Consider the following 17305-nt stretch of genomic DNA (forward strand, 5'->3'; position numbering starts at 1 on the left):
TCAACGACCTGCGGCGTCGGGCCTCGCGTCGGCGTGTCTCTCACGGGTTGATCCCACGCACCGGGTGCGTGGATCAAACCGGTTAGGGCGAAACGGCGTCGCTTCGCGGATCGATCAGGATCTTGGCGTGCGCTTCGGCCGCACCCAGTACTTCGAAGGCGTGGGCCACGCCGTCGAGGCCGACAGTGCCGGTGACGAGCGCAGAGGCGTCGACCTTGCCGTCGGCCAGCAGGTGCAGCGTGTCGCGGAACTCCAGCGGCGTGTAACCGAACACGAACCGCAGGTCGGTGTCCTTGCCGTTTGCCACCGCCGGCCGGAAGTGGTCGGTGCCCATGCACACGCCGACCACGACGACCCGCGACTGCACGGGCGCGGCCCGGATGATGCCGTCGATGATCCCGGGCACGCCGACGCATTCGAATACCACCGGCCGCTTCGGCGACGCGGCGCCCACCTTGTCGGCGATCCGGTACAGATGCGACCAGCCGGGCAACCGGCGCAGCTTCTCCATCGAGCCGACGGCGAGTTCGAACAGCTGCTGGGCCTCGGTGACGGCCCCGGACTGACCGGCGGCCGCGTAGGGGGAGTCGACGGCCGGGTCCACGACGACGTCGGCGCCGCAGCGCGACGCCATCTCGCGACGGGTCACCGATAAGTCGCTCGCCACGATCGTCTGCACCCCGAGCGACTTGAGATGGCAGATCACCGCGAGACCGACCGGCCCACAACCGATCACGATCGCGACATCTCGCCTGCCGATCTGACTGCGGCGCACCGCATGCAAGGCCACCGCCATCGGTTCGGTCAGCGCGGCGATGTCGAGGTCGAGCCCGTTGGGGACGACGAAGCTCATCGAGGCTTCGGCCAGGACGTGCTCGGCGTACGCGCCGGGCGCCAGCGGCGACAGCCCGGTCATGTGCACCCCGCCTGCCGCCCGCACCATGGGAAACGACACCACGGGAGCCCCGGCCCTGAACTCCTTGGGGACACCGGGGCCGCGCTCGGCCACTTCGCCGACGAACTCGTGACCCAAGACGACCGGCGTGTCCTGGCGCATGAAGTCGGGATAACCGACTTCGTTCATCACGTCGGTCAGTTCGTCGGCGTGGTCCTTGGCGTGCAGATCCGATCCGCAGATGCCGCAGCGCCGCACCTCGAGCAGCAGCTGACCGCGGGCCGGCGCAGGGGACGGGAGGCCGACGACGGACAGGGTGCCACGTTCACAGCTGACGGCCTTCATGCGTCCATCGTGTACCACGCGGACGGGCGGTCGGGGACTAGGCTCCCGCCGCGCTGCGCCCCGCCCGCCGGCCGTAGAAGCTGCCGTCGCCCAACGAGATCCCGCTCGCGTAACCCCACGCGGCGAGGCCCGCGGTGCAGCGGCCCGCAGCGAACAGACCAGGGATGGGCTCGCCGCTGACGTGCAGCACCTCCGCGTTCAGCGACGTCAGAAGCCCGCCAAGGGTGAATCCGCCGGTACTCTCGCGCAGGTCGATCGCGCCCACCGGCGACCCGATCGGTCGCAGCCACTGCGGCTTCTTGTGCAGCAGCGGATCCTCGCCCACGGCGACGCCGGCGTTGTAGGCCGACACGGTCGCCTGAAGCGATCCCGTCGGCAGACCCATCTCGGATTCGAGTTCGGCCACCGTCTCGCACACCCAGGTCGGCGGGCGCAGCATCAGCTGCGGCGACAGCGAGGCCATCGCCTCCTCCTGGGACTTCTCGTCGATGATCAGGAACGCCGTGTTGTCCTGGTGATACAAGGTCAGCTGCCCGACCCTGCCGGGATAGGTGTCCTCGGCGACGTAGCGCTGACCGCGACCGTTGACGAGGATGCCCCGCACCAGCTGCTGCGGATCGATGAAGATGGCCACCTCGGTGGCGTCCATGTGAGCCAGGTCGGCGCCCAGCGCCTGCGCCATCCGGATCGCCTGACCGTCGTGCTGCTCGATGGCGGCGGCGGGCCGGCCGGCGATGCGCGGCGCGTACTGAGCGACCATGGCCTCGTTGTAGGCGAAGCTGCCCATCGCCAGCACCACTCCGCGACGCGCCCGCACGGCGATCTCCTCGCCGTACCGGCGCGCGTACACACCGACCACCCGACCGTCGGACCCGACGACCAACCGTTGCACACGAACGTCATAGATCGCCCGCGCCCCGGCCGCGGTGGCCGTCTCCACGAGCGGCTTCATCAGCATGTAGCCGGCGCTCGCCTCGCCCTGCTTCTTGTTCGACATCTGCGGGACGTGTCCGCGCGGCGCGGGTGAGGCAATCGCGTTGAACGGGTAGGAGTTCTCCCCGCCGCTGTACATCAGCCCCTGATCGCCCATGGGCTCCCAGCCGGGCTCGCCGAAGAACTCCGGCTTGAACTGCACGCCGCTGCCGACGAGCCAGTCGAAATGCTCGAGGCTGCCGTCGCAGTAGTCGGCGATGCGCTTCTCGTCGGCGCCGGGTCCCATCGCGACATTGAGGTACGCGGCCATGTTCGCGACGGAATCGTCGAAACCACAGGCCTTTTGGATGGGTGTGCCGCCACCGAGGTAGATGAACCCGCCGGCCATCGACGCCGCGCCGCCCCACGACCCGGTGCGTTCGAGGACCAGGACGTCGGCGCCGGCGCGCGCGGCTTCCACCGCCGCGGCCGCCCCGGCGATGCCGAAGCCGGCGATGACGACGTCGGCCTCCTCGTCCCACTGCGCGATGTCGGCCGCGAACAGGGGAGTGATGTCGCCGCTCACGGGCGCATCGCCGCAGGCAGGTCGGACACCCACTCGTGGCCCCAGTAGCTGTCGGCGGTGATTTCCTCTGCGGTGTAATACGTTTCGTCCACCCGCATACCGTCGGTGCCGAACTCGATGTCCCAGTCGCCGGGCGCGCGCACATAGAACGACACCATCTTGTCGTTGGTGTGCCTGCCCAGCGTGGAGGACAGCTGGAAACCGTCCTTGTTCACCCGGTCGAGAGCCTGCCCGACCGCATCGAGGCTGTCGACCTCCACCATCAGGTGGATCAGGCCCGGGTCACGCAACGTCATCGCGGGACAGATCGCCAGGCTGTGATGGCGCGCGTTGATCCCGAGGAACCGCACCCGCAGCGGCCCGAACTCCGGCGGCGTCGGAACGCGAAACGCGCCGCGCGACTTGAATCCCAGGACCTCGGTGTAGAACTGAAACAGGCCGGGCATGTCGAGGGCCGGCAGCACGACGTGACCCAACCCCTGATCGCCGGTGACGAACCGGGCGCCGTACGGCGTCACCACCGGGCTGTGGTCGAGCACCGCGCCGTGGAAGACCTCGGTGGAGGTCCCCGCGGGATCGTCGAACGCGATCACCTCCTCGACGCGACGAGCGTCGGCCTCCTCGAGAGAAAGTTCCTTGACCGCCACGCCTGCGCCGTCGAGGGCCGCCTTCACGCGCGTCAACGCCGCATGGTCGCGGACCTCCCACCCGACGGTGACGATCTTGTCGACGTCGCCGGGCACCACGATGATGCGCGCGGCACGTTCGTCCATCCGCAGATACAGCGCATAGTCCTCGGGGCCGGAGCCCTCTGCGAAGCCGAGCACCTTGAACGCGAAGTGGCGCCAGCGGTCGATGTCGGTGGTCTGAACCTTGACGTATCCGAGGCTCTTGAGATCGCTCATAGTGCCCTTTCTAGATCATCGCCCGCAGCGGACCCTGCGGATCCACGCCGAGCGAGCTCAGCGCCGACGCGTGAAACACCGTGCCGGGCACGTGGATCGCGTGCAGCTGGCCGACGTGCACGTCGCGCCAGTACCGCTGCAGCGGCTTGTCCATGCGCGCGGCGTTGCCGCCCGAGCGGGCGAAGATCTCGTCGACGGCGGACACCGCGCGCCACACCGCGCGGATCTGGGTGCGACGGCCGGCGGCCCGGTCCTCGAAGCTGACCTCCTTTCCCGCGGCGACCATGTCGTAGATGCGGTCGGCGTTGGCCAGCAGTTCCTGGCGTGCGGCGTTGATGTCGGCGGCCGCCTCGCCGATCGCGTACATGACGTACGGGTCGTCCTTGATCGCAACGCCACTGGAGTTCACGCGCTCACGCTGGTAGTCCAGGTGCGCGGCCAGCGCGCCCTCGGCGATGCCGATCGTGGCGGCGGAGATGCCGAGCGGGAACATCGTCGACCACGGCATCAGGTACAGCGGCTCGGTCATGCCTGCCTCGCGCTGCGCGGTGCCGTCCATCACCTTCATCGCGTCCATCGTCCGGTACTCCGGCACGAAGGCATCCTTGACGATGACGTCCTTGGAACCGGTGCCGCGCAGTCCGACCACGTCCCACGAGTCCTCGACGATCTCGTAGTCCGGTCGCGGAAGAATCATGTGCAGCATCTGCGGTGGCATCAGCGGTTTGCCCTCCGCATCGCCGATCATCGCGCCGAGGATGATCCAGTCGCACGCGTCGGTTCCCGAGCTGAACTGCCAGCGCCCGTTGAAGATGTAGCCGCCGTCGACTGGCTTGGCCACACCCTGCGGCGCGTACGGCGAAGCCATCCAGGTGTCGATGTCGTCGGCCCACACCTCCTCGCCGACGCGCGGATCGGCGTAGGCGAGCTGATAGGGATGCACGCCCACCACGCCGTTGACCCAGCCCGCCGCAGGGTCCAGGACCGCGGTGGCCATCACGGTTTCGGCGAACTCGCGCGGATGAGCTTCGTAGCCGCCGTGCTTCTTGGGCTGCAGCAGGCGGATGGAGCCGGCGGCCTTCATCGACTTGACCGTGGCGTCGGTCAACCGCCCGATCTTCTCGGCCTCGGCGCCCTGATCCTTGAACTGCTCGGCCAGTTGCATCACCCGGTCGAGTACGCGCTCACTCATGCTGATGTCCTCACTGTTGGCTGCACTTGATGGTCTACCGCACCGGAAGCGCGAACGGAATCAAATCCCGGTCAGCGGGCGGCGTTTCCGGCTCAGTACTCGACGTGCAGATCGTCGCTGACCGGTCGGGCCTGACAGCCGAGGATGAGACCCTCGGCCAGGTCGTCGGGCTCGAGGATCTCGCAGGTGGCCATGTCGACCTCGCCGGACACCACGGTCGCGACACATGAGCCGCAGTGACCCTCCCGGCACGAGTGGGGAGGGTCGACGCCGGCGTCGAGCAGCGCGTCGACCAGTGTCTTGTCGCGCGGCCAGCGGAGGTGGTGCCGGGTGCCGTCCAGATCGACGCAAACGGTGGCGCCGACCCGCGTCTCGCAGGCGTCGGTCTGTGTCATGCGCCGATCTTCACCGCCGTCGGGAGTCGGGTCGACCGGTGCTTCCGATGGGCGGAACGGTCCCGGCCCGATCGCCCGGTCATCGGGAAACTCCGGCTACGCCGGGCCCACCACGACCTACCGTGGCTGCGTGGGTATTTCCGAGGAGCGGTCAAGCGTGGACGCGGTGGTGGTCGGCGCCGGCTTCGCCGGGTTGTACGCGTTGCACAAGCTGCGGTCGCAGGGCTTGTCGGTGCGCGTGTTCGAGTCGGCGCCCGAGATCGGGGGCACCTGGTACTACAACCGCTATCCGGGAGCGCGCTGCGACGTCGAAAGCGTCGACTACTGCTACTCGTTCGATCCCCGACTCGAGCAGGAGTGGGACTGGTCGGAGAAGTACGCGACGCAGGCCGAGATCCTGCGCTACATGAACTGGGTCGCCGACAAGCTGAACCTACGCGACGGCATCACTTTCAACACCCGGGTTACCTCGGCCGTGCTCGACGAGGACAACCTGCGCTGGACGGTGTCGACCGACACGGGCGAGGTCGTCACCGCGCGCTTCTGCGTGATGGCGACCGGTCCGCTGTCCGCGGCGCTGAGGCCGGACTTTCCCGGCCTGGACGATTACGCGGGGGAGCTGTACCACACCGCGCACTGGCCGCACGAGCCTGTCGACTTCACCGGCAAGCGGGTCGCGGTGATCGGGACGGGTTCGTCGGGCATCCAGTCCATTCCGGTGATCGCCGAACAGGCCGATCGTCTCTACGTGTTCCAGCGGACACCGAATTACAGTGTGCCCGCCGGTAATCGGCCGTTAACCGATGAGGACCGGGCCCAGGTCAAGGCAACCTACGCCGAACGCCGCCGCCTGTCGTGGCGCAGCGGCGGGGGCTCACCGCACATCGCCCATCCGAAGCTGACGATGGAGGCTACGCCCGAGGAGCGCCGCGAGGCGTTCGAGAAGCGCTGGGAACTCGGGGGTGTGCTGTTCTCGAAGACGTTCAGCGATCAGATGATCGATATGGCCGCCAACGAGGAAGCGCGCAAGTTCTACGAGGAGAAGATCAGGGCGGTGATCGACGACCCCGAGGTCGCCGAGCTTCTCATCCCGAACGACCATCCCATCGGGACGAAGCGAATCTGTACCGACACCAATTACTTTCAGACGTTCAACAAGCCGCATGTGAAGCTGGTGAGTGTGCGCAAGACGCCGATAGTGTCCGTCGACGCCGACGGCATCAACACCACCGACGCCCATTACGACGTCGACGCGATCGTGCTCGCCACGGGTTTCGACGCCATGACCGGCGCACTGGCCAAGATCGACATCGTCGGCCGCGGCGGCCAGACGCTGCACGACGACTGGGCGCACGGCCCGCGCACCTACCTCGGTCTCGGCGTGGACGGCTTCCCGAACCTGTTCCTGATCTCGGGCCCCGGTGCGCCCGCGGTGCTCGCCAACATGGTGTTGCACGCCGAGGCGAACGTGAACTGGATCGCCGAGGCGATTGCGTATCTCGACGAGCACGGCTACACCGCGATCGAACCCACCGGCGACGCCGTCGAGAACTGGATCGCCGAGTGCAATCGACGCGCAGAAGCGACGTTGTTCCCGAAAGCCAACTCCTGGTACATGGGCGCCAACGTCCCGGGTAAACCGCGTGGATTCATGTTGTTCATCGGCGGTTTCGGCGTTTACCTGGACATCTGTGCCGAGGTCGCCGCCGCGGGTTACAAGGGTTTCCGCCTACTCGCTGCGTCCTAGGCGTCGCGGGTGAGGAACGCCAACACGGTGCTCTCGAACGCCGCCTTGGCCTCGATCATCGCCCAGTGCCCACAGTTCGGGAACACATGAAGCTCAGCGTTCGGAATCGTGCGCATCGGAATGAGCGCCATGTCCAAAGGGCTGACCCGGTCGTCGCGTCCCCACGTCAGCAGTGTGGGCGCCGCGACCTTGTGCATCTGCGCCCACGGCAAAGGCACGTCGCTGCCGCGCATGAACGCCATCATCTGCGCGAAGGCCTTCTTGCCGTACATACGTCGGGCGGACTCCAGCGTCTCCGGATCGGTCGCCAACTGCCAGCGTTCCTCGATCAGTTGCTCGGTGACCAGAGACTGGTCGTAGACCATCGAGTTGAGCCAGTCGACCAACCGCTGACGGGTGGGGTCCTCGGTGAACTCCTGGAGCAGCCGAATCCCCTCACTCGGGCCGGGGCTGAAGATGTTGGTGCCGATGCCGCCGATCGTGACCAGCCGGCCGATGCGGTCCGGGTTGCTGATTGCGAAATTGATCCCTACGCCGCCGCCCATCGAGTTGCCGACGATGTCGACTTTGTCGATGCCCAGCGCGTCGAGGAAGGGGACGACGGCGCCCTGCGCGGTGATCATCGGATGACCGCCGAAGTCGTCGCTGACCCCGAAGCCCGGGAATTCCAGGATCACGCAACGGAAATGCTCGGCGAAGGCCGGGAGCACACCGCGGAAGTTGCGCCAGCCGGTGACGCCGGGCCCGGAGCCGTGAAGAAAGAGCAGAACGGGACCGTCACCGACGTCGTAGTAGCGCAGCACACCGGAGGGGGTGGGTGTCTCACGGAGGTCGCTCTCGACGCGGGCGATGAAGGCTGCGGTATCGGTCACGCCCACAGCCTGCCACGCGCTCGTCGCGCGGCGGGCGGGTGTTCCGTTCATCGGTCGTCCCGGTAAGCGGGACGCTCACTGTGCCGGCGCGCGTTTGACTGCGACGCTTTCCCGTCGAGACATGGCGCCCTTGCCGCCCGCTGTCAGATGACGCAATCAGGAGGCGTGATGTCCCGCGATGCCGATGGTGCTTCGCAGTGACGTCGACGAACGAGGTTGCTGGCCATGACGACTAAGGCGCCGGAGCGGTGGTCTGCGGGTCTGCCGCCGTTGCGGAATCTGGCGGGGCCGATGCAGGCGGTCGGGGCGTTGTTCGCGATGTCGGCCGATGCGGTGCGGTTTGTGTTTCGTCGGCCGTTTCAGTGGCGGGAGTTCTTGGAGCAGTGCTGGTTTATTGCTCGGGTGTCGTTGGCGCCGACGTTGTTGGTGGCGATTCCGTTCACGGTGTTGGTGTCGTTCACGTTGAACATCTTGTTGCGGGAGTTGGGTGCGGCTGATCTGTCGGGGGCGGGTGCGGCGTTTGGCGCGGTGACCCAGGTGGGTCCGATCGTGACGGTGTTGATCGTGGCCGGTGCGGGCGCGACGGCGATGTGTGCTGATCTGGGGTCGCGCACGATCCGCGAGGAAATCGATGCGATGGAGGTGCTGGGCATCAACCCGGTCCAGCGCTTGGTGACCCCGCGGATGTTGGCCTCGGGACTGGTCGCGCTGTTGCTCAACAGTTTGGTGGTGATCATCGGGATCCTGGGTGGTTACACGTTTTCGGTGTTCATCCAGGATGTGAACCCTGGTGCGTTCGCGGCCGGGATCACGCTGTTGACCGGTGTGCCCGAGGTGATCATCTCGTGTGTGAAGGCGGCGCTGTTCGGGTTGATCGCGGGGTTGGTGGCGTGTTTTCGCGGTTTGACGATCACCGGTGGTGGTGCCAAGGCGGTCGGTAACGCCGTCAACGAGACGGTGGTGTATGCGTTCATGGCGTTGTTCGTGATCAACGTGGTCGTGACCGCGATCGGCATTCGGATGACGACGGGCTGATCGGGAGCTATCGATGGGAACCGTACAAGTTCTGCGCAGCACCTATCCGCGCCTGACTCGGGGGGCTCGCAAGCCGGTCGACTTTTTGGGTCGCATCGGCGATCACATGTTGTTCTATCTGCGTGCTCTGGCGGGGGTGCCGCACGCGTCGGTGCACTTCCGCAAGGAGATCGTGCGGTTGATCGCCGAGATCTCGATGGGCGCGGGGACATTGGCGATGATCGGCGGCACGGTGGCCATTGTCGGCTTCCTGACGTTGGCTGCGGGCGGCACCTTGGCGGTGCAGGGGTATTCGTCGTTGGGCGACATCGGTATCGAGGCGCTGACCGGGTTTTTGGCGGCGTTCATCAACGTGCGTATCGCGGCGCCGACGGTGGCCGGGATCGGGTTGGCGGCCACGTTCGGGGCCGGGGTGACCGCGCAGCTGGGTGCGATGCGCATCAACGAGGAGATCGACGCGCTGGAGTCGATGGCGATCCGGCCGATCGAGTATCTGGTGTCGACCCGGCTGATCGCGGGGATGGTGGCGATCACCCCGCTGTACTCGATCGCGGTGATCCTGTCGTTCGTTGCCAGCCAGTTCACCACCGTGGTGTTGTTCGGCCAGTCCGGCGGCTTGTATGACCACTACTTCGACACGTTCTTGAATCCGATCGACCTGTTGTGGTCATTCCTGCAGGCGGTGCTGATGGCCATCACCATCCTTTTGGTACACACCTACTTCGGCTACTTCGCCTCAGGCGGGCCCTCCGGTGTGGGCGTTGCGGTCGGTAACGCGGTGCGCACCTCGCTGGTGATCGTCGTGTCGGTCACCTTGCTGGTATCCCTGGCCGTCTACGGTTCCAACGGCAACTTCAACCTGTCCGGGTAGTGGCACCTTGACGACCAACCAGCAGACATCGGCGCCCGCGCAGCCACGTGAATACGCAAGACCGGCAGCGGGACTCATCGCTGTCCTCGCGATCGTCGCGGTCGTCGCCATCGCCGTCGCGCTCTTCCGCGGCGACTTCACCAAGACCGAACCGGTCACCGTCGTCACCGACCGCGCCGGCCTGGTGATGAACCCCGACGCCAAGGTCAAGCTGCACGGCGCTCAAGTGGGCACTGTCGCGTCGGTAGAGCCCCTGCCCGACGGCCGTGCCGCGATCCACCTCGCCATGGATCCCTCGTCAATGGAACTGATCCCGGCGAACGTGCGCGTCGACATCGCGTCGTCGACGGTGTTCGGCGCGAAATCCGTTGCACTGGTGCCGCCCGCGGACCCGTCCCCGCAGGGGCTCCGTGCGGGTCAGGTGCTCGACGCCGACCACGTCACCGTCGAGATCAACACCATCTTCGAACAACTCGTGTCGGTGCTGAACCGCATCGAACCCGCCAAACTCAACGAGACGCTCGGGGCGCTGGCATCGGGCCTGAGCGGACGCGGCGAGAAATTCGGGCAGACGCTGTCCGATCTGGACACCATGCTCGCGAAGATCGATCCCAGTCTGGGGAATCTGAGTCACGACATCGCGGTCTTGCCAGAGGTTCTCGAGGCCTACGCCGACGCCAGCCCGGACCTGCTGGCCATCGTCGACAACGCCACCAGTATCAGCGACACGATCGTCGACAAACAGCAGGACCTCGACACCCTGTTGCTCAGCACGATCGGGTTGGCCGACAGCGGCGACGAAGTGCTCGCCGGCAACCGCAAGGTGTTCACCGACGTCTTCGACCTCCTCGTGCCGACGACCGACCTGACCAACCAGTACCACCCAGCGCTGAATTGCGTTCTGGCAGGTATGGTCCCGCTGGCCACCGCTGCACCCTCGCCGGTGCCCGGGGTGCTGCTGCTCGACTCCTTCGTGTTGGGCTCCGAACGCTACCGCTATCCGCAGAACCTGCCCAAGGTCGCGGCCAAAGGCGGGCCCCAGTGCGCGGGACTGCCCGACGTCGGCTACGAAACACGGGCGCCCTACGTCGTCAGCGACATCGACGCCAGCCGCGCGCAGTACGGCAACCAGGGCATCCTGCTGAACTCCGATGCGCTCAAGCAGGCGCTGTTCGGTCCGATCGACGGTCCGCCCCGCAACTCCTCGCAGATCGGACAACCGGGATGAGCGGCGTGAAAACAGCCATCAAACTGGGCGTTTTCGGTGCGGTGATGCTGCTGCTCACCGCCGCGCTGTTCGCGATCTTCGGCCAGTACCGCACCGGGTCCGCGCACGACTACTCCGCGGTGTTCACCGACGTCTCCGACCTCAAACCCGGGGATTCCGTGCGGGTTTCGGGTATCCGCGTCGGCACCGTCCACGACGTCTCCCTGCAACCGGACAACACCGTCGTGGTCACGTTCGACGTCTCCTCCGACATCGTGCTCACCTCAGGAACCAAAGCCGCGGTGCGCTACCTCAACCTCGTCGGGGATCGCTACCTCGAACTCCTCGACGGGCCCGGCTCGACGAAAGTCGCCGGACCCGGCTCACAGATCCCCGCCGACCGCACCGAGCCGGCCCTGGATCTCGACCTCCTTCTCGGCGGGCTGAAGCCCGTGATCCGCGGCCTGAACCCCGACGACGTCAACGCTTTGACCCGCTCCTTGATACAGATTCTGCAGGGGCAGGGCGGCAACCTCGAATCGCTGTTCGCCAAGACCGCATCCTTCTCCAACTCGATCGCCGACAACGGCGAGACCGTGCGGAACCTGATCGACAACCTCAACGCGGTGCTGGCCACCATCGCCAAGGACGGGAACAAGTTCTCCGGGGCGGTGGACCGCCTCGAGAAGTTGATCACCGGCCTGGCCGCCGACCGTGACCCGATCGGGGAGGCGATCACCGCACTGGACAGCGGGACCGCTTCTCTCGCCGATCTGATGACCCAGGCCCGGCCGCCGCTGGCCGGCAGCGTCGACCAGCTCAACCGCGTCGCTCCGCTGCTCGAGAAGGACATACCGCTTCTCGACATCTCCCTACAGAAGGCGCCGCAAAACTACAAGAAGCTCGTGCGTCTCGGCGCATACGGCAGCTTCCTGAACCAGTACCTGTGCGGAATATCGGTCAGGGTCACCGACCTGCAGGGCCGCACCGCGCACTTTCCCTGGATCCTGCAGAACAACGGAAGATGCGGGGAGCCCTGATGCTGAAATACCGTGCCTCATCGCTGATTCGAGCCGGATTCATCGGTGTTGTTCTCATCGTCCTGATCATCGCTGTGGGGCTGCAACCCGAGCGGCTGTGGTCGTGGGCCACCGCCGTCAGGTATCAGGCGCTGTTCACCGAGGCTGGCGGTCTGACGCCGGGCAACGACGTGAAGGTCTCGGGTATGACCGTCGGCTCGGTGTCCGAGGTCTCCCTGGACAAGGGCAAAGCCCTCGTGACGTTCACCGTCGACGGAAAGGTCCGCCTCGGATCGCAGACCACGGCGCACATCCGCACCGGCACGCTGCTGGGGGAGCGCACGCTGGCCCTGGAACCGGCGGGCGATGACCGGGTGAAGCCGCTGTACGTCATCCCGCTGTCGAGGACATCTTCGCCGTACTCACTGACCGAGGCGGTCAGCGAGTTCACCGCGAACACGACTGACACCGATACCGGCTCGGTGAACCAGGCCCTCGACACGCTCTCCGACACAATCGACCGGATCGCGCCGCAACTCGGACCGACCTTCGACGGGCTGAGCCGGCTGTCGCGCTCACTGAACGGACGCGACGAGTCGCTGGGCCGGCTACTCAAGAGCGCCGCCGACGTCACGAGTGTGCTGTCCGAGCGCAGCGAGCAGCTGAACACTTTGATCCTCAACGCCAACGACCTGATGGGAGTGCTCGAGAACCGTCGGTACGCGATCGTCAGCCTGCTCGCCAACACCTCGGCCGTCGCCCAGCAGCTGACCGGTCTGGTGCACGACAACGAGCAGGAACTGGCGCCGACGTTGCAGAAGCTCAACGCGGTCTACGACATGCTCGAGCGCAACCGCGACAACATCGCCAAGGCCCTGTCCGGCTTGGCCAAGTACCAGGTGACTCAGGGTGAGGCCGTCAACAACGGGTTCTACTACAACGCGTTCGTCGGCAACCTGCTCCCCGCGCAGTCGCTGCAACCGTTCCTCGACTATGCGCTCGGCTACCGCCGCGGGGTGAACGCCGGACAGCCACCGGACAATGCGGGGCCACGAGCCGAATTCCCGTTCCCATACAACGGTATTCCGGGAGGGTCGCGATGATCGGTCGCAAACCCCTGACCACTACGCTGCTGGTGATCCTGGTGGGCCTGCTCGTCGCCGGAACCGGTGTGGTGGTTGGGCAGTCGTATTTCGGTCCCAGGACCATCACCGCGTACTTCGCCTCCGCGACCGCGATCTATCCGGGTGACGAGGTACGCGTCGCGGGGGTGCGGGTGGGCACCATCGAGTCGATCGAGCCCGACGGAGCCCAGGCCCGCATGCGGCTGTCCGTCGACCGTGACGTGCCGATCCCCGCCGACGCCAAAGCGGTAATAGTCGCGCAGAACCTGGTGTCCGCGCGCTACGTTCAGCTCGCCCCCGCCTACGAGACCAGCGGCCCGGCACTTCCCGACAACGCCGTCATCGGCGTCGACCGGACCGCGGTGCCCGTCGAGTGGGACGAGGTCAAGGAGCAACTGACGCGGCTCGCGACGGATCTCGGCCCCAGCGGCGACATCTCGACGACCTCGGTCAGCCGCTTCATCGACAGCGCGGCCAACGCTATGAACGGCAACGGCGACAAGCTCCGCGAGACCATCACCCAGCTGGCACAGGTCGGCCGGATCCTCGCCGACGGCAGCGGCGACATCGTCGACGTCATCGTGAACCTCCAGACCTTCGTCAATGCACTGCGCGACAGTAACGCGCAGATCGTGCAGTTCCAGAACCGCCTCGCCACGGTGAGCAGCGTCGTCGATTCGAGCAGGTCCGATCTCGACGCCGCCCTCACCTATCTCGCCGAAGCCGTCGGCGAGGTGCAGCGGTTCATCGCGGGCAGCAGAGATCAGACCGCCGAACAGATCCAGCGCCTCGGCGCCGTCACACAGAATCTCGCCGACAATCGACTGGCCCTGGAGAACGTGCTCCACGTCGCCCCCAACGCGATCGGCAACGGATACAACATCTACAACCCCGACACCGGCACCATGATCGGCGGCTTCGCGTTGGCGAACTTCGCCAACCCGGTGCAGCTGGTGTGCTCGGCGATCGGGGCGGTCAAGAACGCCACGGCGCCCGAGGCGTCGAAGGCATGCGCGGAATACCTCGGGCCCGCACTGCGATTGCTCAATTTCAACTATCTGCCGATGCCCTTCAACGCCTACCTGCAGAAGTCGCCGAGCCCGGACAACCTGATCTATTCGGATCCCGCGCTGGCACCCGGGGGAGCCGGCGGCGCTCCGGTGCCCCCGGAAGCCGCACCGGCGGTATCGGCGTACACCGGCGCCGGTGACGTGCCGCCGCCGGCGGGGTGGGCCACTCCGCCGGGCCCGCCCGGCGCCTACGCACCGCACGGACTGCCGGCCGCGCCGCAACCCGCCCTGTTCCCGGGTGCGCCGGTTCCTCCGGGCCCACCGACGACGGCCTCGCAGCCGACGACTCTCGAGGAGATGTTGATGCCCGCCGAGGCACCGGTGCCGCCGGCGACCCCGATGGGGCCGTCATGACGCGCCGCTCGATCCGTCGGCTCGTCGTGGCGTGTTGCGTCGCCCTCGCGATGACCGGGTGCACGTTCGAAGGCGTGAACTCGCTGCCGCTCCCGGGCACGGTGGGACGGGGTGAGGGCGCCGCCGTGTATCACATCCAGGTCGCCAATGTCGGTTCCCTGGAACCCAATTCACCGGTCATGCTCGGCGACGTCGTCGTCGGCAGCATCGGCAAGATGAAGGTGACGAACTGGCACGCCGACATCGAGGTGTCGGTGCGGCCCGACGTCGTGATACCCGCGAACGTGGTGGCGACCGTGGGGCAGACCAGCCTCCTCGGGTCGATGCACCTGGCGCTGGACCCCCCTCTGGGGCAGGCGCCCAGCGGCACACTGAAACCCGGATCGACCATCGGACTCGACAGGTCGTCGACGTACCCGTCCACCGAACAGACGCTGTCCTCGCTGTCGGTCGTGGTCAACGGCGGCGGCCTCGGGCAGATGGGTGACATCGTCCGCGAGTTCAACGCCGCTCTCAACGGGCGCGAAAACCAGATCAGAGATCTGTTTGTCCGATTGAACGATTTCGTCGGGATGCTCGACGCCCAACGTGACGACATCAATGCGTCCATCACCGCGATGGATCGCATGTCCGGCACGTTCGCCGCCGAACGCGACGTCATCACCAATGCGCTGCAACGCATTCCGCCCGCTCTCGATGTCCTGATCAAGGAACGGCCGCGCATCACCGAGGCACTGGAGCGCCTGGGACGGTTCAGCGACACGGCGACCGGGCTGATCAACGACACGAAAGACGACATCGTGCGCAACCTCGCCAACCTCGAACCTACGTTGCGCGCGCTCGCCGACGTCGGCCCGGATCTGGGCACCGTCCTCGCCTATGCGCCGACGTTCCCATACACGCAGAGCTTCATCGACCGTGCGATCCGCGGCGACTACATGAACCAGTTCATCATTTTCGACTTCACCATTCCGCGGCTCAAGCGGGGGCTGTTCCTCGGCACCCGCTGGGGGCAGGAGGGCGCGCCGATGGTGCCCGCGCCGGGCGACCCCTGGTATCTGACCTACACCCTGGACCCGCTGAACGCGCCGATCACGCCGGCGCCCACCGAGGTCGCCGAGCCCCCGCCGCTGGTCGAAAGCGTTGACGGCTCAGATGATTCCCACGGAGTCGTCGTCGACCACGGATCTGGTCTCGCGGCCGACGGAGCGGCGGACGCCGGGGGAGGCGGCAACTGATGTTGACGCGCTTCGTCCGAAATCAGCTCATCATCTTCACCATCGCCTCGGTGATCGGCATCGCGCTGATGGTGTTCGGCTACATGCAGGTGCCGACGCTGTTGGGCATCGGCCGCATCACGGTGCAGCTCGAACTGCCCGGCACCGGAGGCCTTTACCGGTTCTCCAACGTGACCTATCGCGGTGTCCAAATGGGCAAGGTCCTCGACGTGCGCGCCACCCGCGAGGGCGCCGTCGCGACGCTGTCGCTGACCACCTCACCGAAGGTTCCCGCCGACACCCAGGCCGCCGTGCGCAGCGTGTCCGCGGTCGGCGAACAATACGTGGACCTGGTGCCCGATGACACCAACGGGCCGTTTCTGCAGGACGGCTCGGTGATCCCCCGAGAGAAGACCTCGGTGCCGCAAGCCGTCGGCCCCATGCTCGATCAGGTCAGCGCCCTGATTGACAGCATTCCGAAGGACAAGATCAGCGGTCTGCTCGACGAGTCGTTTAAGGCTCTGGACGGGGCCGGATACGACTTCGGTTCACTGATGGACTCGTCGGCGAAGATCGTCAGCGACGGCAATGCGATCGCCGACAAGACACGGGCGTTGATCGACGACAGCCGTCCGCTTCTGGACGGTCAAGCGCAATCGGCCGACGCCATCCGCAGCTGGGCTCGCAGCGTCGCGGGCATCACCGGTCAACTCGAGGCCGACGATGCGCAGATGCGCACGATCCTCGAGGTCGGTCCCGGCGCGGCAAACGAGGCCTCGCGGTTGTTCAACGACGTCAAGGCGACGCTGCCCGTGCTGTTGGCCAACCTGACGTCCGTCGGCGAGGTCGGCGTGACGTATCACGCTGCGCTGGAACAACTTCTGGTGCTGTTCCCACCGTATGTGGCGGCCACGCAGACCGTCGGTGTGGCGCGCAACAATCCCACGGGCATGGCGCTGGGGGATTTCACGCTGGTGATCAGCGACCCGCCCGCGTGCACGGTCGGGTTCCTGCCGCCGAACCAATGGCGCTCACCGGAGGACGAGACGATCGTCGACACACCCGACGGTTTGTACTGCAAGCTGCCGCAGGATTCATCCATCGGGGTGCGTGGAGCCCGCAACTATCCGTGCCTCGCGCAACCGGGCAAGCGCGCACCGACCGCCGAGATGTGCCGCAGTGACAAGCCGTTCGAGCCGCTGGCAATGCGTCAACACCCGCTGGGTCCGTATCCGATCGATCCCGGCCTGATCGCCCAGGGGATCGCACCCGACGACCGCGTCGACTTCGAAGAGCGGATCTACGGTCCGGTGGAGGGAACGCCGATGCCGCCCGCCCAACCAGGCGAAGCCGCGCCGCCACCGTCGGACAATCCGGGTCCCGCCGCGGCCCCGAGTTCCTCGCACTCCGGTGGCGAGCCGTCCGTCGCCTTCGCCCCCTACGATCCGCAGACGGGTCAGTACGCGACGCCGGACGGACAGGTGTTCCGACAAGCCGACCTGGCCGCACCGGCGGGTCGGAAGTCGTGGCAGGACTTACTCGTCCCGAATGAGTGAGCC

At 66.6% G+C, this 17305-nt stretch carries 15 protein-coding genes; 9 read left to right on the top strand and 6 right to left on the bottom strand.

The annotated features are described in order from the left end of the window. Positions 1-82: 82 nt before the first annotated feature. The 5 genes from AAHH99_RS23865 to AAHH99_RS23885 all read right to left on the bottom strand — a co-directional run bounded on the left by AAHH99_RS23865 (position 83) and on the right by AAHH99_RS23885 (position 5230). Positions 83-1240, bottom strand: coding sequence for a zinc-binding dehydrogenase (locus tag AAHH99_RS23865; protein WP_418770936.1), 1158 nt, complete (start codon positions 1238-1240; stop codon positions 83-85). 37 nt (positions 1241-1277) lie between these two features. Further along, entirely contained in the window at positions 1278-2738 is a 1461-nt protein-coding gene (locus AAHH99_RS23870) for an FAD-dependent oxidoreductase (RefSeq protein ID WP_418770937.1), read from the bottom strand. After that, positions 2735-3643 (bottom strand): biphenyl-2,3-diol 1,2-dioxygenase, encoded by a 909-nt coding sequence (gene bphC, locus AAHH99_RS23875; protein WP_418770938.1) that lies wholly within the window; start codon positions 3641-3643, stop codon positions 2735-2737. Before bphC ends, AAHH99_RS23870 begins: the two co-directional genes overlap by 4 nt. Before the next feature lie 10 nt (positions 3644-3653). Further along, on the bottom strand, positions 3654-4835 hold the full coding sequence (locus AAHH99_RS23880) for an acyl-CoA dehydrogenase family protein (protein ID WP_418770939.1): 1182 nt from the start codon (positions 4833-4835) through the stop codon (positions 3654-3656). Positions 4836-4927: 92 nt separating this feature from the next. Further along, complete coding sequence (locus AAHH99_RS23885; protein WP_418770940.1) at positions 4928-5230, bottom strand: 2Fe-2S iron-sulfur cluster-binding protein; 303 nt, start codon at positions 5228-5230, stop codon at positions 4928-4930. A 130-nt stretch (positions 5231-5360) separates the two neighbouring features. On the opposite strand from AAHH99_RS23885, the gene AAHH99_RS23890 reads away from it, so the two are divergent. Beyond that, on the top strand, positions 5361-6977 hold the full coding sequence (locus AAHH99_RS23890) for a flavin-containing monooxygenase (protein WP_418770941.1): 1617 nt from the start codon (positions 5361-5363) through the stop codon (positions 6975-6977). Here the strand turns inward: AAHH99_RS23890 and AAHH99_RS23895 are convergent. Beyond that, the gene (locus AAHH99_RS23895; protein ID WP_418770942.1) at positions 6974-7849 is read right to left on the bottom strand and encodes an alpha/beta fold hydrolase; all 876 of its coding nucleotides are present in this window, start codon (positions 7847-7849) and stop codon (positions 6974-6976) included. The genes AAHH99_RS23890 and AAHH99_RS23895 overlap by 4 nt on opposite strands. 225 nt (positions 7850-8074) lie before the next feature. Between AAHH99_RS23895 and AAHH99_RS23900 the strand changes: the two genes are divergently transcribed. Genes AAHH99_RS23900 through AAHH99_RS23935 form a run of 8 tightly spaced genes read left to right on the top strand, consistent with a single transcriptional unit; the run spans position 8075 to position 17302 of the window. Continuing rightward, complete coding sequence (locus AAHH99_RS23900) at positions 8075-8884, top strand: MlaE family ABC transporter permease (protein WP_094295118.1); 810 nt, start codon at positions 8075-8077, stop codon at positions 8882-8884. Between the two features lie 13 nt (positions 8885-8897). Beyond that, positions 8898-9755 (top strand): MlaE family ABC transporter permease, encoded by an 858-nt coding sequence (locus tag AAHH99_RS23905; protein WP_064397019.1) that lies wholly within the window; start codon positions 8898-8900, stop codon positions 9753-9755. A 7-nt stretch (positions 9756-9762) separates the two neighbouring features. After that, positions 9763-10983 carry an MCE family protein gene (locus tag AAHH99_RS23910; protein ID WP_418770943.1) on the top strand — a complete coding sequence of 407 codons (1221 nt, stop codon included), beginning with the start codon at positions 9763-9765 and terminating at the stop codon, positions 10981-10983. Beyond that, positions 10980-12002 carry an MCE family protein gene (locus AAHH99_RS23915; RefSeq protein WP_418770944.1) on the top strand — a complete coding sequence of 341 codons (1023 nt, stop codon included), beginning with the start codon at positions 10980-10982 and terminating at the stop codon, positions 12000-12002. The genes AAHH99_RS23910 and AAHH99_RS23915 overlap by 4 nt, the downstream gene beginning before the upstream one ends. Beyond that, positions 12002-13084 carry an MCE family protein gene (locus AAHH99_RS23920; protein ID WP_418770945.1) on the top strand — a complete coding sequence of 361 codons (1083 nt, stop codon included), beginning with the start codon at positions 12002-12004 and terminating at the stop codon, positions 13082-13084. The genes AAHH99_RS23915 and AAHH99_RS23920 overlap by 1 nt, the downstream gene beginning before the upstream one ends. Continuing rightward, entirely contained in the window at positions 13081-14529 is a 1449-nt protein-coding gene (locus AAHH99_RS23925; protein ID WP_418770946.1) for an MCE family protein, read from the top strand. Before AAHH99_RS23920 ends, AAHH99_RS23925 begins: the two co-directional genes overlap by 4 nt. Further along, positions 14526-15767 (top strand): MCE family protein, encoded by a 1242-nt coding sequence (locus AAHH99_RS23930; protein WP_418770947.1) that lies wholly within the window; start codon positions 14526-14528, stop codon positions 15765-15767. Before AAHH99_RS23925 ends, AAHH99_RS23930 begins: the two co-directional genes overlap by 4 nt. Continuing rightward, complete coding sequence (locus tag AAHH99_RS23935) at positions 15767-17302, top strand: MCE family protein (RefSeq protein WP_418770948.1); 1536 nt, start codon at positions 15767-15769, stop codon at positions 17300-17302. The genes AAHH99_RS23930 and AAHH99_RS23935 overlap by 1 nt, the downstream gene beginning before the upstream one ends. The last annotated feature ends 3 nt before the right edge of the window (positions 17303-17305 follow it).

The sequence above is a fragment of the Mycobacterium neumannii genome (assembly GCF_048452905.1).
GTDB lineage: Bacteria > Actinomycetota > Actinomycetes > Mycobacteriales > Mycobacteriaceae > Mycobacterium > Mycobacterium neumannii_B.